This is a genomic window from Chryseobacterium contaminans (assembly GCF_001684955.1).
Classification (GTDB): domain Bacteria; phylum Bacteroidota; class Bacteroidia; order Flavobacteriales; family Weeksellaceae; genus Chryseobacterium; species Chryseobacterium contaminans.
This window is the reverse complement of the sequence record NZ_MAYF01000346.1, coordinates 1-17,176: the sequence shown is the minus strand read 5'-3', so window position 1 is coordinate 17,176 and position 17,176 is coordinate 1. Positions and strand designations below refer to the sequence as shown.

Sequence of the window (17,176 nt, the reverse complement as noted above, 5' to 3'; positions counted from 1 at the left end):
TTTGGAATTGGGCTGATTGCATTTATTCAGTCTCATTCTTTAGCAGAGACGGAGAATATATTCCTGATCGGTTCTTTTGGAGCCTCCAGTGTTTTGATTTACGGAGCCATTCAAAGTCCGTTGGCCCAACCTAGAAATCTGGTAGGCGGGCATGTTCTCTCTGCATTGGTTGGCGTTACAGTATTTAAGATTGTCCCTGATATTATATGGCTTTCTGCCCCATTGGCTGTAGCTTTTTCTATTGTATTGATGCAGTACACCAAAACCCTGCATCCACCAGGTGGCGCTACAGCTCTGATTGCGGTAAGCTCTACCGGGAAAATTCCGGAATTGGGATATTGGTACGTTATCTCTCCGGTTCTTTCGGGGTGTATTATCCTGCTGCTTGTGGCTTTGTTTTTTAATAATATAACGCCCAACAGAAGTTATCCTTCACACAGCAGGTTTATAAGATTGTTAAGAAAAAAACATGCTCATGGCCACAAAGTGAAAAAATAAAAATTATGAATTGCCTGGAATGCGGCGAAAAAATCATCGGAAGGTCTGATAAAAAATTCTGCAATGATGCCTGCCGAAACGCCTATAACAACAAGCAGAATAAAGATTCTACGAATCTGATGCGGAATATCAATAATAAGCTCCGCAAGAATTACAGGATCCTTACGGAAGTAAATATTGAAGGAAAAACAAAGGTTGCCAAATCCAAACTGGAAAGTCTGGGTTTTGATTTTGATTATTTCACCAATATAAAAGTTTATAAAAACGGTTCAGAATACAAATTTATTTATGATTACGGCTATAAACTCTTAGAAGATGATTTTGTTTTGATCGTTAAAAATCAGGCATAATTACACACCACCACAAAATATATAAATATGAAAGAAGTCGTTCTGATTACCGGAGCAAACGGCCTTATTGCAAAAGAAGTTGCAAAAAAAATCGGAAATGAATTTGAGGTAAGGTTCCTTACCCGGAAAAAAAGACAGACAAATGAATATGAATGGGACCTCACAAAGGGAACGATTGATGAATCGGCTTTGGAAAATGTTTCCCACATTATTCATCTGGCAGGTGCCAATATTTCAGAAAAACGCTGGACTGCAGAAAGAAAAAAGGAACTGATTTCCAGCAGAGTGGATTCTGCTGCATTGCTGCGAAATACTTTAAGAAAAAAAGAAATTAAACTCAAATCTTTTATCTCTGCATCCGGTATCAATTTTTACGGAACTCAAACTACAGAAAAAATATATTCGGAAAATGATCCGCCAGGACACGATTTCCTTAGCGAAGTTGTTGTTTTATGGGAAAGAGCTGCCGATCATTTTAAAGAACAGAATCTTGCAGACAGAATCGTCAAAATCCGTACTGCTGTTGTTCTTTCGGAAAAGGAAGGTGCTTTAAAGAAAATGCTTCCCCCGATACAATATGGTATTGGTTCTGCTTTGGGAAGCGGTAAACAGTATATGCCCTGGATTCATATTGAAGATATCTGTTCCATCTACGAGTTCGCATTAAAGCATCCTACTCTTCATGGTGCTTATAATGCTGTTTCACCTCAACATGCTACTAATTCAGAATTAACCAAAACCATTGCTGAGGTACTGAAAAAGCCTTTATTCATGCCAAATGTACCTGCTTTTGTTTTGAAACTGTTATTTGGTGAACTGGCAAGTGCCATATTGGAAGGCTCCAGAGCTTCTTCGCAAAAAATTCAGAATGCGGGTTTTCAATTTAAATTTCCTAATCTGAATAATGCATTAAAAGACTTATTAAAAACTCAATAATCACCAAAAAAGGTCAAAACAAACCTATGCAAAATCCTGATATTACAATTTTAAAAACAGATATTTTATCTGACAACTGGTATACTTTAAACAAAGTCACTTTTACAGTACGCAAAAAAGACGGTACTACAGAGACTCAAAGCAGAGAGGCTTATGACCGTGGAAACGGAGCGGTTATTTTACTGTATAACAAAACATCCAATACGGTTATTCTGACCAGACAATTCAGACTTCCAACTTATATTAACGGAAATGCTTCCGGAATGCTTATTGAAGCATGCGCCGGACTATTAGACAACGATAATCCCGAAGATTGCATTAAAAGAGAAACGGAAGAGGAAACAGGATATAAAATTTTTAAGGTTGAAAAGGTATTTGAAGCCTATATGTCTCCCGGTTCCGTAACAGAAATTCTTCACTTTTTCATTGCTGAATATTCCAGTGAAATGAAGATTAATGACGGTGGCGGTCTTGAAGAAGAAGGTGAACATATTGAAGTACTGGAATTATCTTTTGATGAAGCCCTTAAAATGATTGATACGGGAGAAATTAAAGATGCAAAAACGATGATGCTGTTGCAGCATTTGAGAATTAAGGGGATTTTGTAAAATTATATTTAAGGAGTAAAAAAAACAAATTTCATGGTAAAATCATTGGGAATAAGGATTGCTAAGGTAATCGCAGTATTTTCGGTTTTTATTTTCAGTATTCTGATGCTGAAAACAATTTCCCAATATACTTCTCTTGATAAAACGGTGGGATTTCTGGCCTTTAAACAGCAAGTTGTCAATAATCCTTATTGGATGGCTTTTTTCTACATCCACATTTTCTCAATAACCCTTTGCCTTCTGGCTGGTTTAACACAATTTTCACCACAATTCTTAAGAGAGAACAGAAGTTTACATAAAATAATTGGCCGGATCTATGTTTACAATATACTTATGATCAACGTTCCGGCGTGTTTTGTATTGGGATTATTTTCAAACGGCGGAATGATAGGCATTACGGGGTTTCTGATTCAGGATTTTCTTTGGGCTTATTTTACAGTAGTTGCTGTACTTTCTATTAAAAAAGGGAATATTATCAGGCATAAAAACTTTATGATTTTAAGCTATGCGGTGACAACAACGGCTATTACTTTCAGAATCATAAAGAATCTGTTTTATGATGAAAAGCTTCATGATTATGAACTTTTTTATGGCATGAATGTATGGCTGGCACTTATTATTAATCTATTCATTGCGGTGTACTTCCTTAGAAAACCTATTCTTCTAACGCCCTAAATAGACATTCGTAAAGAAAATATAGAGGCTGAGAAATGAGGCCAGGAAAAATGATCCGATAAATATCAAAGTATTCAGTAATTTTTTGTATTTGTGATCCTTGGTCCAGCGGTTACAAAAACGCATAATGAGATAGGCAATTCCAACAAAAACACCAATTATAAAAATGAAAAACAAAAAAACGATAAGGTAAATCCAATCAAAATCCATGGAATGATATTTTATAAATGATTATTTTGAAGCCAGAATTATCTGGAAAATTCGAGGTTTGAAATAAAAATATAAAGGCAGATATATGATATCAACAGAAATGCCGCTATAAAGATCAGAGTATTAAAAAACACTTCGTATTTGTGATTCCGGGTCCATCGGTTACAGAAACGCATAATCAGATAAGAAATCCCTCCAAATACTGCGACAATTAAAATGAGAAAAAAATAAATCATGGCTACACTATTAATTTTGTAAAACTATTATTTTTTTTAAAATCAGAAACACAAATATCACTAATTTAAAGCACAAATAACACTAATGAGAATAGTCTGTCATTTGTGATAAAACATCTGTGTTATTAGTGTTTAAAAACAAAAAATTATGAAGATAAAAAACATCGATCACATCGTACTCACTGTAGCAGACCTCAACAAAACCATAGCATTTTACACTGAAATTATGGGTTTTGAAGTGGTAACTTTTGGAGATAATCGCAAAGCACTCACTTTTGGCAATCAAAAGATCAACCTGCATCAAAAAGGTCATGAATTTGAGCCTAAAGCCAAACATCCTACCAGTGGTTCCGCAGATCTTTGTTTCATTGCTCAGACAGACATTCATGAGGTGATGGATGAGCTGAAGCAAAAAAACGTTGAGATTATTGAAGGAATTGTAGAGCGTACAGGTGCTGTAGGCAAGATAAAATCTGTTTATTTCCGGGATCCGGATCAAAACCTCATTGAAGTAAGCAACTATTTTTAAAGGCCACTAATGCACGAATTATTTGTTTTAATTTATAATCGTGTCAATAAACGTTTTGTCATTCCGTAGGAATCTAGACTGCTATGTTCCAATCATGAAGTTGAGATTCCTACGGAATAACAAAGGTTTCGGAAACAATTAATACAGCCTATTAAACCTCCATATCATTTTCTTCACCAAATGCCTTCCAGTACTCGTATTTTTCCGGATCAGCAAACGCCAGATCTTCTTTATAAAAATAGAGAAGCCTTCTTAATGCTGTAGTATAGTAGCCATGCTGCAGGGATTTTTCATAGTGTTTGATTGCTTTTTTAGGGCTTATCTTTACTCCCAATCCTTCATCATACATAATACCGTAGTAAATATCGGAATACGTACCCGCAGTATCCTTTTTCAAATAACGTTGAAGATTGTCAAAATCATTTTTCTGATAATAGATTTCTGCTAAATTTTCATTATTATAATAGAGCTTCTTTTCTGCCTGTTTATAGTAGTCTAATGCAATATCATAATCCTGTAGTACATATTCACCATAGAAATACAGAAGCCCAAGGTTTTGCATTGCCAGACCCTCTCCTAATTCTGCAGATTTCCTGAAACACTTTAAAGCTTTTTTAATGTCCTGAGGATATCCCACTCCACTCTGGTAATGATACCCCAGGTTATTCCATGCAACAGGATGATTCTTAGAAGCTGCTTTTTCATACAGAGCAAGTCCCTTCTCCAGATCGTAATATTCAGGATAGTCATCATGAACATAAATATATCCAAGCTCCACCATCATGTCTGTATTTCCGCGGCTTATTCCGATTTGATACACTCTTACGGCATCTTCAATTTTACCTTCTTCAATGTATTTTTCAGCCCTTGACATCAGGGTTGCATCATCAAAATGCTGCTCGTAGCCCGAACCTTTTTTCTCAGTCCATGTCTTATAAAAATCAAGGAAATACTTTTGATCTTTTCCGCGGAGATTATATCTTTTTTCGTACAAAGCTCCCAACTGGTTATCTGAAACCTGATGCAATTGTCTTTGGGCATCCAGAATAAACATTTCATGACCTTTATAAAGGCAAAGCATCTGTTCATGATACTCTATTCCTTCACCAATATAGTCATAAACACTGCTTTGAGTTTCAGTTTTCTGATCAAAATAGAACATCCCTTCTGAAGTAGTCACCCGGAAAATTTCTTCCCGGCAGGATTCTATTTTTTTATATTCTTTTGAGGAAGGCAGCAGCCAGCGGTCTTCAGCAGCATTATACAAGCCCCAGCCATTTTCATTAGACACCAGGAATACATTTTTCATAAACTGGGTATACCAATCCCTGTGGATGTTTTCAATCTTATGTTCCTCTAACCTGAATTCACCGGATTTTATATCATAAATATGCCATTCCCTGGCTTTCCTGTAGGCAAAAGAAGTATAATAGTCCAAAATCATCATGGTGTCTACTTCAGTATCCAGAAGACTTCCATCTGCCTTTATAATATTAATTTTTTTCTGAAACTTATTTGGTTTAGCAAAATAATATCCTTCCGCAATATGATTCAGTGTATCTTCTGGATATTCCCCCAGAAAAACACCATCAAATGTATAAAAGGCTTTTTTGGATGTTCCTTTCAGCGAACGATAGACCATTCCTGAATAATTAAACTCAAAAGGTTCATCAAAACCCTCTTGAATAATAAGTTTATTGGATGCATCAATAAGATGATATTTACCATCTTTTTTAGCATTAAAAAGGTAAACATACCTTAACATCTCCAGTTCTTCATATTCACAAGGGATTACAATTTCCCCGGTTTCAATATTAATTAACCCGCATTTCTCATCGATTTCTATAATTCCATAATTCTTATTGTTGATAAAAAAAGAATCATAAACCTCTTCATAGATGCACTCAATAAGCACTTTTCCGTCATTTCTCAGATAGCCGTATTTTCCGTTTTTCTGTGCTACAGCAATTCCTTCTTCACTAAAGGCAAATATTTCTTCGTAAACCGGCGGCGTTATGATATTTCCTTTTTTATCTTTCAATCCCCAGAGACCATTGTGTTCAAAAGTTTCTGAAATATCTTTATACAGATCTTCATTCCAGTAGCCCAGACCATAATCAATCCAGTCTGTTTCCAGCATTTCTAAAAAAGATCCGTATCCGCTTCTGGCTACGATTTCTTTTTCAAGCCAGCCCAGATTCTGCTTAGCCATGGCCCTATCATACAGCTTACTTTTTTCCTTAATCTCAGACGCCCAGTTTTTGGCCTGATCGGAATGTTTTTCTTCACTCATATTGAAAACATCCCATCCATTGATCATTAAAGTATCATAAGGAAGATCATCCAGCATCTCAAACATTTTGCTGACCGGCTCATAATAAGCTTTTTTGTAGAGCAGCTGATAATGCTCTCCCAACAATTGATAAAATGATTTCAGCCTTTCTACTCCATTGGTTTTATCAAAATACAGAAGTTTTCCTTTTGCCCTTGGGTCGCAGGAAAATAAAGGAAGAAGCAATTCCGGGATCTCATAATTCCATTCCCCCAGGTAGTATGGATACTGCTCTCCTGTTTTTGAGTCTACATTATATACATAAAGACGATGCGCCATTTTTTATTCTTTAATGATTAAAATCCGAATTTAGAAAACAGCCCCGGTTTTTTCCATGAAGCTTTATATTCATCAGCAATTGGGTCATAATCTGCAACCGAGCGCACCTGATCCAAAATAGCATGGGCTTCTTTTATATTTCCAGCCTGATATAAAACAACTGCTTTTGCTAATTCAACGCTTTCCACCAGATCATCATAGCCCCATTCTTCAGCATTGTAAATGGTGTTGAATCTTTCTGCAAGGGATAAAGTCTGATCTTTATGGTTCAGTTTTTCATACACTCTTATTCCATAGCTTAACCAAAGTACATATTCTTCAGGATCCATCGCTGCTTCACATTCTGCATCATATTCACTGAAAACCGATGCCGCTTCCTGGTAATTTCCCTGAAGAAAATCACTTTTCATGATCATATAAATGGTTTTCGCCTTATCAAAAGCATCTAAAAGGAATTCTTTTTTATTTTCAAGATATCTTTTAGCCGCCAACGCTACCTGCCCATAATTTTCCTCTTCATTATAGATCTGCATCAAAGCATACTGAGGATTCGCCTCCTGTGGAAAACGTTCTGCCATCCTTTCATAATGAGCTTTTCTGGTATGAAGATCCTGGCTGTCCAGATGGTGGAATAAAATACCTTCCAATTTATTTTTTGCAGCATCCAGATCCCTGTAGTCATAATCATCAATCTCAGGATTATCTGCGGTATGTTGATAAGCGTAGATAAGCACTTCCTCTGCTTCTTTACCAACATCATCAGCTCCCAGTAACTCATGAAGCTGGACCTGGAGTGCCCTGTTGTAAAGGCTTTTATAAAAATAGTCTTCGGATTCTCCATAAAGATTGAAGTAGTTATTCAGTGCTTTTTCTGCCCTTTCATAGTTTCCTCCATTGACCAAAGCATCAATTAAGGTGAGGTGAAGTTCCATGAACTCTGAATACCTGAGTCCTTCAGAAGCGATCTCTACTGCTGCCTGATAATCTCCCAGCAACGAATGCTTAATGGCTAAATTATTACAGCACATTGCTCTGGTATGCAGATCATTATAATAATCGCTCTCAAACTTATCTTCCTCAAAATATTTTCGGAATGCTTCATATGCCTGTTCATATACAATCCGCCCTATTTCATGCCATTTCCGTTTATCATTTTCATCTTCTAATGCATCAATAGACTCGTTCACCAAAACTCCTTCGTTGTAAATGTCTGTCGGTTCATCAGAAAATACAGGGATTTCGGATGATAGGGCTCTATTTAAAAGATATTCTGCCTCTACCTTTCTTCTCCAGGCTGTAGCATTGGCTGATAAGTGCACCGCTTTTTCTAGTAAAGGAATAGCTTCAGCATAACGCTCGTTTTCATATAGGAATGTCCCTGCAAAATGATATCCTGAGAACAGTTCCGGATGGGAATTGATAACCTCAAGAGCATGATGATAGTAAAAGTCCGTAGAAATATTCAGAAATTCAGGATAGTTACGCTCAATAATCAACTGATAATAGAAAACATCAGGATTATTATATCCGTTTTGAATCAGTTCTGCAAAACGCTGGTGCCATTCTGCGAACTTTTCATGGATATGAACGGCTGAGTTTTCTCCTTTGATCGCTTTTAGCATCATCTTCAGTGAAAGGTCAGGTGCATTATTTTCAAATGCAATATCGGCAAGGTTGATAAAATCATATTCATTCCGGCTTACAAAAGTGGAATGTTCCCTATCAATAAGGGCGGTAAGTTCTTCACCAGAAACCATTTTTGTACGGTCCAGTAAATAAATCTTTTTAATCCAGTAAAGTGAGGTGTTTTTATCCCTGATTTCACGGTTGTCTGCCTCTGCCTTTTTAGAATGATACATTGCTGCTTCAAGACTGTTCAGAAGTGCTTTATTTTCTTGAAGGGATTCATATATTTTAACCAAAAAATCATACCCATATCCTGCATACTCCGGATCTTCAAGCATTTGTTCCGCATAGCCTATAAACTCGGCCTTATTTTCCTGGGTAATATGCTTTTTACTTCTGGCGATCTGCATCAGGGTATATTCGTTTCCTAAGGGATAATCCAGAATATTGTATAATGCTTTCTGATTATTTGGATTTAACTGAAGTATTCTTCGTAAGTAAGGGATAACGTAATCCCTGATGGCATCATAAACGGCTTCATGACCTTCATAATAAACAATGTCATGATAAGCTACTGCCATTAAAAATAAAACTTCTTCATCTTCGGGATGAGATCGTAAATATTCTTCTCCTTCTGCAATACACTGCTTCAGTTCTCCCCTGTAAAACAGTTGTTCTAAATTGTCGTACATTATTACTATTTTGTTCTATAATTCAATCATTATATTCCCTTTCTGTCTCAGCGGAGATCAGAATTCATAATATAAGGGGTGCAAAATATAAAAAACAAGACGAAAAACAAATGACAAGCCCTATAAATCCCGGAAACCAGTGAGTAAATAATTCTGATTTATCACCGGAATTGGAATTTTAAGTTTTAATTTTGGTCCGGAATTCAAAAAAAAAAAATTTTCAACGATACAGAACATGAAAAAATTATACACAGGGCTTTCTATAGCTTTATCCGTAATGGTTATCGCTCAAAAAGTTCCTGCCAAAAAAGCACCTTTGGAGCTTTACACTTATCAAACCTTCGGATGTGATGTGAAAGGCTATTTTGATCCTTCAAAGTATAAAAAAGAAGAGATAGACGGCACTTATCAACTGCTATCACCTTTAACATGGTCTCCGTTTACTTCTCTTATCGTTTTTAATCCTGTGAAATACGATAAAGTTCGCAGCAACAGTACCCAGCTTTTGCAGCAGGCTGAAAAAGAATATCTGAAGCGAAAGAAAGAACTTGAGGGATTAAAACTCATTAACCTTCCGATATGGAAAAAACAGCAGGAAGAAGCTCTTATACTTTTGGAAAACGAATATCAGCTCAATAAAGCATTACTTCTGGGCTATGCTGATCCGCAGTCTCTTCAAAGCAGTAAATTTTACAATACCTGTAAGGAATATGCAGATGCTATGACCACGAAGGACAAAGAGAAAATGTATTCGGTATGGAAAAGTTTATTTGAAACCAAAAAAGGTGAAGAAGATTATTCCGGAACACAGAATGCTTTTAATGCCAAATGGAATGACCCAAGAAAGGATGATTATGCTATTATTGATCTCATGAACGCTTTTAATAATTGCGCCAATCACAGTTTCAGAACCAAAGCTGATGAAGAAAACACGGTATTTAAAACTTTTGAAAAGGTTTTTGTCAAGCTGAAAAGAGATTGTGATGAGCCGTAAGATTTTCGGGAAACGCCCTATTTAAAGCAAAAAATTAAAATTCTCATTAAATAACAAAAATAACTGTATAAAATTGGTTAAATCCTTTAGTTTTCGGATTTAAAGCCTTAATTTTGTGCTGAAATTTTAGAAAATTCGGATTCTTTCTACAACTATGCGCATGGAAAAAATGATGGTCGGGCTCTCCCTGGCTTTATCTGTTATTGTTTGGGGCCAAAAGGGTCCTGTAAAAACCAACCTGACACCGTACAGTTATCAGACATTCAATTGTGACAACAAAGGATATTTTGATGCTTCCAAGTATGAAAAAGAGGAAATAGACGGGGTTAACAAACTTTTATACAAATTCAATGGGGTTCATTTTGATACGAATCCTATTTTCAAACTTTCCAGCCTTGAAGAAATCCGTAGAAATAAAGATCAGCACCTGGAAAACCTGGAAAAACAATATCAGGAGAAAAAACAGGAACTTTACAGCCTCAAAGTCATCAATCAGCCGGTTTGGAAAAAACTGTATGAAAATGCCATCCAGACTTTTGAGAATGAATATGAGCTGAACAAAGAAGAAATTATTGCTTTTTCTGATCCATCCACTCTTAAAAACAGTAAATTTTATGAAACCTGCAGAGAATCTATTGATGCCATATCTTCTCCCGACAGAGAAAAAATGTTTGCTTCATGGAAAGCTTATACAGAACTGAAAAGTAAAAACAATGCAGATCCGCAAGGGGTTATGAACCGTTTCAATGCTAAAATGGAGGATCCGCAAAGAGAAGATTATGCATTAATAGACATGATAGGACTTAGTTTTCACAACTGTGCCAACAGCAGCTTCAGACAGAAACGTGATGAGGAAGGAAATGCCTACAGGGATTTTGACAAAATCTTTACAAAACTGAAGAAAAACTGTGACGAAACTTACTAGGAATTGAACATTAAAAATGATAATGGCAGTACTCATTCGGGTACTGCTTTTTTATTGAAAACTATCTGTATTTAATTTTAAGAACATAGGCCTACAGAATGGTTAAGGGAAGCTTAATGAAGCGTTCTTTATTTGTCAGGACCATTAATAGATTTATTTTCGTTGCATTAACCTCCAAAATTGATCTTTTATGAATTCTAAATTTCTTTTTTTAGCCTTAAGCATCAGTACCGCTTTATCAGCACAAAAACAGCCCACCCTTATCCCCTTCTCTCTGGAAAATAATTCGGTTTATATACAGGGCAAGGTAAACGCGGTTGACAATGTAAAATTTTTATTTGATACCGGCGCCGATGGTTCTGTCATCAATACCAATTCAAAAAAAAAGTAAATCTGAAAATTGATGGAAAATCTGAAAATAAAGGTTCAAACGGAGTAAATACGGTTGATTACAGCAGCCATAATACGGTTCAGATTGGTGATATCCAGAAAACAGATGTTTTATTTACCCTTATACCTTATGGAGAAGTTAATTTCGATGGTGTTTTCGGAACAGATTTAATGAAAGGAAAGCTTATTGAAATTGATTATAATATGTGATCCGTTTTTATGATGAAAATGATCCTTCTATTGAGGTATCAGGATATGAAAAAATGAAACTTCACCTCATCGATAATTACCCAGCTGTGGAAGGCTCAATAACCGTGAACGGTAAAGAATATTCAGGGTATTTTGGTCTGGACAGCGGTGCGGATGATGCTCTTACCATTGCTTCGCCTTATGTCCGAAAAAATTCTTTAGTCAATACCATGAAAACAATAGGAAAAGCCACAGCACAGGGTTCAGATGGTTCTGTTTATGAAATGCCCGTGGTTCTTTGTCCATCCATTACTTTCGCCCATAAATTTCTCTACAACGTTCCCATTACGCTTTCCAGCTCTACAGAAGGCATTGATGCTTCAGAAAAAATAGCAGGCTTTTTTGGGAATGCATTCTTAAAAAGATTCAATACCATTATCGATTTTAAAAACCAGTTTATTTATTTTAAGCTGAATAAACATTTATACTCTGAGTTTTAATAAAAGCTTACTAGCATACTGAACATCAATTAATATTACACAGGCAATATCTCGAATATTAGTTCTATACTTTTATTTTTGCATTAATAAAATTAAAAATATACATTCTATTTGAATATACACTAAAAATCATTAGTTTGCTCGTAAAAAATTAATGACTAATTATTTTAATGAAATTTGTGAATTCAGACAAAATCATCCTATTATACACGGAGAAACAATAAAAACTGATGATCCACTTCTCAATAATGTAAAAGAGGCACTTAACAGCTTTAAATCTGAACTAGAAAAGAAATACGGTATATTTAACAACATACATTTAACAGTAAAAGAATCTAAAGGAGCAACCAATTTCCCTCATATAACTCATGTGTGTATTCTACCCCCTAACCAAAAGGTATCAAATGGAATATATGTAGCAATTTGCTTTGATAAAAAAGGAAAAGGTGCAGTAGTGGGTTGTGCAGAGTCCAAAACTAATCCTAAAGGATTAAACATTAAAATAAGAAAATCTAAAAGTTTACATCCCAGAATTGATGTTGATGGAGGTGGAGATACAACCAAGTATAATAATGTTTTTGAAAATCCTAAAGAATTTTATTACAAACTAGAAAATGAATCAGATTTAGAAAAGCATATTAAAAGATCTCTAATTTTATGTTTTTATAATCTTGGTTTAATAAAAGAGTCGGAATATTTACAAACTGCTGATTACTTGGACTCATCAATTAATGAATCTGAAATAAGCTACTTTAATATTGATAGTATACAAGATGATAGAAAAAAAATTGCGATCCAAATTTATGCTAGAAGAGGGCAAAAAAAATTCCGAGAAAAACTTATTAATGCTTACAATAAAAAATGTGCGATCACACAATGCGAAATTATTGAAATGCTAGAAGCAGCACATATTTATTCTTTCAAAGGGTCCGACACTAATAAAACTCCTAATGGCATTCTATTGCGTTCAGATATCCATACATTATTTGATCTTGGATTAATTAGCATAGACCCAGAAAACTATACGATTTACATCAGTAATAAAATTTCTCATGATGAATATTACGCTAAATTGCACCAAACAAAGATTAGTTTACCCGCAGAAGCCAAAGACTACCCAAGCTCAGACTCTCTGAAGCATCACTTTGAAAATATTTTTGATAAATAAAATCCTATGATTTATGAGATGATTACTATTGGAAATATTAAAAATGAATAAGTTACCATTTTTCCAATTAATTTTCTTAATTTTGCACCCCGAAAATAAGAATTCAAAATATGAAACGAATAGGTGAACACAGAACACTTCTTGGAGTTGATAAAAATGTGACTTTAAAAGAGTTAAAGACCATTTACAGAAATGTGATGAAAGACACACATCCTGATAAATTTATCAATGACGAGGCTGGAAAACTGGAAGCAGAAGCAAAAAGCAAGTCTGTGATTGAAGCCTATCATTTCCTGGTAAGCATTAATCCTGAAACTCAGGAAAAATATAAAGAAGAATACACAGAAACCATTACTCAATCTAATATTCAGGATTTTTATCTTGAAAAATCGATTTTAACGGTTCAGCATTTGAATGGAAAAACCTATGAATACATGGGTGTTCCAAGAAATACTTATATTAAAATGGTTAACGCTGATTCTCCAAGCCGTTTCGCAAGAAGACATGTCTATGGAAACTTTATCTATAGAAAAGCTGGAGAGGCTATGGCAGACTAATTTTTTTCAGATACAATATATGAAGGCTTTCGGGATATTCCGGAAGTCTTTTTTGTTGCCAATAAGGACTATAAAACCGCTTTTATCTTCTGTCTGAATAAAGGTTCTGTACCTATTAACCTGATCGGAAGCCATTTCATGATATTATCCGGAGAAAATCAAAACAACCCATTCACTTTCATTGCATTACACATTTCCACAACCAGTATTTCCAGCTCAAAAACATAGGTAAATTACAATAATCATTCTATATGATCCTTGTATTTATCGGAGTTCTCCTGTAACATTGCAGTAAAAAATCTACTATTTTTTATAAAGGTACTGTATCACGGTATCCTGAAATTTTAATGACAGATTTTTTGAGATTTATAGCAAGACTGGAAAACTACAACATTACAAAATTCAATACAGAACTATATGAACCTAAGAAAAAATGCTGCCAGAAAAGGATATACTGCCGCTTTATTTTTTGCACTACAAATGGCTTCTGCGCAATACAAAATGCCTGCTGCTTTTGTAAGCTCGCTGCAGTCTGCCCAACCGGGTAATGAAGCCGGAATGTCTAACGATAACAATCTTGCTACTCTTTATCATTCAAAATACAGCCTGAATACGGCTATACCGGATCAGCTTAACTTTAATTTCTCCAATCGTGTAAAGAGCATTTCGAAATTAGTTTACCAGCCAAGGCAATCCGGGTTAAACGGAGTCTGGACCAGTATAAAGGTCAAATATTCTACCCAGGCCAATCCTGGTGTGTTTTTAGACGCTACCGGTGTTATTAGCTGGGCTGCAGATAATACTTCCAAGACAATAGATCTTCCCAATGCTATTATAAAACCGGCGGTAATCAGAATAGAAGTTTTAAGTGCAGAAAATAATTTCTCAAGCTGCGCTGAAATGGAATTTTATTCTATGGAACAAATGGACCCTGTTGTTGCAGACTGTTCTCTTCCTACAGATGAATTTGCCAATTATGGTGATATTCCTGTTCTTCCACAGGCGGCAGGATCTTCAGCATCCAATTTTCAGCCGGGGAATGATATTGATAAATCTTTTGACGGAGATTTCAATACCCTTTATCATTCAAGCTGGAGTGCAACCTCCTTCCCTGTTTCCCTTGTTTATGCATTTGATGGACAAAAGTCAATTAATTACCTGAAATATACGCCAAGACAGGACGGCAATGTAAACGGGAACTTCGGAAATATCAAAATCAGCTATAATACGATTTCAAATTCTAATTATACTGAAATTTCAGTTGTTGATTTCGGACAGACAGGAACTTCAAAAACAGTTTATTTCCCATCTGCCATTACTCCTTTAAATATTAAGATTGAAGTATTGGATGGTAAAAATAATTTTGCGAGCTGTGCCGAGCTTCAATTTTTCCAAACAGATCCTAATACTCCGAATCTTTCGGCTTATTCTGCTATTTTTAATGATCCGTTATTCAGTACGCTGAAGCCTTCCGTTACCCAGCAGGACATCAATGCCATTACTTCTCCGTTTATCAAAGGATTGGCACAATGCCTGTTTAATAATACTTATACTAAAAAGTACAGGGTACAGGATTTTACAGCATATCAAAAAAATGAAACCATCAACACCCAATACAAGATAGGCAATTACAATGCTTATGAAAATCCTACAGGAATTCTATTCCAGGCTAATACAACCGTAGTTGTTTTTGCAAAGGATATTACCAGCAGTAACAAAGCGTATCTGAAAATAAGGGATTTTGCAACAGAAGGTGGTTCTACACAAGTATCTCCAGAAAATTCGTACGAACTGAAAAACGGATTTAATGTTTTGAAAATTACCAACGGAGGTCTTGGCTATATCTCCTATTATACTGATGATACTACTGCAGCTCCGATCTCTCTGAATATTACGGCAGGAATGGTAAACGGTATTTACAAAAAGGGAACTACTTCTCCGGAATGGACTGAAATCTTAACGAATGACGTATACCCTAAAATTGACATGCAGGGATATTACACGGGAATGGTAATGGACAAATCAGCAGTAACAAACTTCCACTATGATAATCCACAACCACTGGTTGACAGATATGACGTTATTGTAAAGTCTGAAAGGGAACTTATGGGCTTCTTTAAGTATAATAAAAATGTAAAAAACAGACAGCTTATCTATACGGAGTCTAAAGGAGGCTGGTTCGGTGGAACTTTAGGGGTTCACCTGGATCTTACATGGGGAATGCAGAATACAGCTTCTGCTACAGACCTTGATGTTTGGGGAGTGGCTCACGAATTCGGACATATCAACCAGGTAAGACCGGGAGTAAGATGGTCCGGAACAGGAGAAATTACCAACAATATTTATTCGCTGTGGGCTTATTATAATATGCATACTCCTAGTGGAAATAACAGGTTTACAAGACTGGAAGGTGAAATTGCAGATAAAACAGCCTTTCCGCAGGTGGAAGGTAACCGATTTGGAGAGTTCATTATCCAGACTCAGATCAACGGAAAGAATGTAATGGATCAGTTCAGAAAGGATTTTGTAAATCCAACGGATAAAAATTTCAGAAGTCTTATCCCATTCTGGCAGCTTGAGTTATATTATCAGCTGGCAGGAGCTTCCAAAAATGCTGCTACCCTAAGTTTTGACAATAATATGTCTGATGAGGACACCCAAACTCCTACTGTTCCTGTTACAGGAGTAGATTATGCGCATTGGCTGGCATATGTGGTTAAAAAAGTGACAGAAACGGATGAATCTCAGCTTTCGCAGGGACAACTGGTAATGAATTTTGTAAAAAACACCTGTGATGCGGTTCAGGAAGACCTTACTGATTTCTTTACCAATACAGGATTCTTAAAACCTGTAGATGGAATGATGGACGATTATGTTTCTCAACAGCTTACCATTACTCAAAGCATGATAGATGATGTAAAAAATTATGTTCAGCAGAAAGGATATGCGAAACCTGTTTCTCCGGTCATCAATTATATTTCAGCCAACAGTGTGAATGCTTTTAAAAACCTTCTGCCTGTTTCCGGTATTACAGGAGTGGGTGCACAGGTGATTAACAATGCGCAGGGACAATTCCTTCTGATCGATAATTCTAAATGGAATAATGCTGTTGCATTTGAAACCTATGATGCAACCAATACTCTGGTAAGTGTTTCTATTGTAGGAACCGGAGATACTACTCTGGCCAATACTTATGTAGATTTCCCTGCCAGTGCACAAAAAGTATATGCAGTAGGATTTAACGGACAGAAGATTCTCGTATATCCTTCAGGAACTTTAGGAATTGACACTGTAGCTGCTCATAAAAATGATTTTTCGGTGTATCCTAATCCATTAAAGAACGGACAAAAGCTGAATATCACCGTTAGCAATACAAAAGGAAATCTGAAAGCTGAAGTATATGATATGACAGGTAAGTTGATAGTGATAGCAAAAGGTTCTTTAGACCAAATCAACAAGGAAGTGAATAACAGGGTTCAAAG

The 17,176-nt window shown here is 35.8% G+C and carries 15 protein-coding genes; 13 read left to right on the top strand and 2 right to left on the bottom strand.

The features are described from left to right. The 6 genes from BBH99_RS19930 to BBH99_RS19905 all read left to right on the top strand — a co-directional run. A partial coding sequence (locus BBH99_RS19930; protein ID WP_066699911.1) for an HPP family protein occupies positions 1-498 on the top strand: 498 nt, incomplete at its 5' end. Between the two features lie 5 nt (positions 499-503). Then, entirely contained in the window at positions 504-848 is a 345-nt protein-coding gene (locus BBH99_RS19925; protein WP_066699909.1) for a hypothetical protein, read from the top strand. Positions 849-875: 27 nt separating this feature from the next. Further along, entirely contained in the window at positions 876-1,784 is a 909-nt protein-coding gene (locus tag BBH99_RS19920; protein ID WP_066699908.1) for a TIGR01777 family oxidoreductase, read from the top strand. A gap of 26 nt (positions 1,785-1,810) precedes the next feature. After that, on the top strand, positions 1,811-2,392 hold the full coding sequence (nudK, locus tag BBH99_RS19915; protein ID WP_066699907.1) for a GDP-mannose pyrophosphatase NudK: 582 nt from the start codon (positions 1,811-1,813) through the stop codon (positions 2,390-2,392). A 33-nt stretch (positions 2,393-2,425) separates the two neighbouring features. Further along, a complete protein-coding gene (locus BBH99_RS19910) occupies positions 2,426-3,067 on the top strand; it encodes a DUF2306 domain-containing protein (RefSeq protein ID WP_066699906.1) in 642 nt (213 codons plus the stop codon). Positions 3,068-3,661: 594 nt separating this feature from the next. Continuing rightward, complete coding sequence (locus BBH99_RS19905) at positions 3,662-4,042, top strand: VOC family protein (protein WP_066699904.1); 381 nt, start codon at positions 3,662-3,664, stop codon at positions 4,040-4,042. A gap of 151 nt (positions 4,043-4,193) precedes the next feature. Here the strand turns inward: BBH99_RS19905 and BBH99_RS19900 are convergent, their stop codons facing one another. Further along, positions 4,194-6,653, bottom strand: coding sequence for an SEL1-like repeat protein (locus tag BBH99_RS19900; RefSeq protein ID WP_066699902.1), 2,460 nt, complete (start codon positions 6,651-6,653; stop codon positions 4,194-4,196). Positions 6,654-6,670: 17 nt separating this feature from the next. Further along, on the bottom strand, positions 6,671-8,971 hold the full coding sequence (locus tag BBH99_RS19895) for a tetratricopeptide repeat protein (protein ID WP_066699900.1): 2,301 nt from the start codon (positions 8,969-8,971) through the stop codon (positions 6,671-6,673). A gap of 235 nt (positions 8,972-9,206) precedes the next feature. Here BBH99_RS19895 and BBH99_RS19890 point away from each other — a divergent pair, with 235 nt between their 5' ends. The 7 genes from BBH99_RS19890 to BBH99_RS19860 form a co-directional block, all read left to right on the top strand. After that, complete coding sequence (locus tag BBH99_RS19890; RefSeq protein ID WP_066699898.1) at positions 9,207-9,965, top strand: hypothetical protein; 759 nt, start codon at positions 9,207-9,209, stop codon at positions 9,963-9,965. Between the two features lie 160 nt (positions 9,966-10,125). Beyond that, a complete protein-coding gene (locus tag BBH99_RS19885) occupies positions 10,126-10,890 on the top strand; it encodes a hypothetical protein (protein WP_066699896.1) in 765 nt (254 codons plus the stop codon). Between the two features lie 190 nt (positions 10,891-11,080). Next, a complete protein-coding gene (locus BBH99_RS22830; RefSeq protein ID WP_066699892.1) occupies positions 11,081-11,281 on the top strand; it encodes a pepsin/retropepsin-like aspartic protease family protein in 201 nt (66 codons plus the stop codon). Between the two features lie 205 nt (positions 11,282-11,486). Continuing rightward, positions 11,487-11,969: a hypothetical protein gene (locus BBH99_RS22825; protein ID WP_066699890.1), complete on the top strand. Its 483-nt coding sequence runs from the start codon at positions 11,487-11,489 to the stop codon at positions 11,967-11,969. A gap of 154 nt (positions 11,970-12,123) precedes the next feature. Then, positions 12,124-13,137, top strand: coding sequence for an HNH endonuclease (locus BBH99_RS19870; protein WP_066699888.1), 1,014 nt, complete (start codon positions 12,124-12,126; stop codon positions 13,135-13,137). Between the two features lie 110 nt (positions 13,138-13,247). Next, a complete protein-coding gene (locus BBH99_RS19865) occupies positions 13,248-13,694 on the top strand; it encodes a KTSC domain-containing protein (protein ID WP_066699886.1) in 447 nt (148 codons plus the stop codon). 417 nt (positions 13,695-14,111) lie between these two features. Next, a partial coding sequence (locus BBH99_RS19860; RefSeq protein WP_066699884.1) for a M60 family metallopeptidase occupies positions 14,112-17,176 on the top strand: 3,065 nt, incomplete at its 3' end.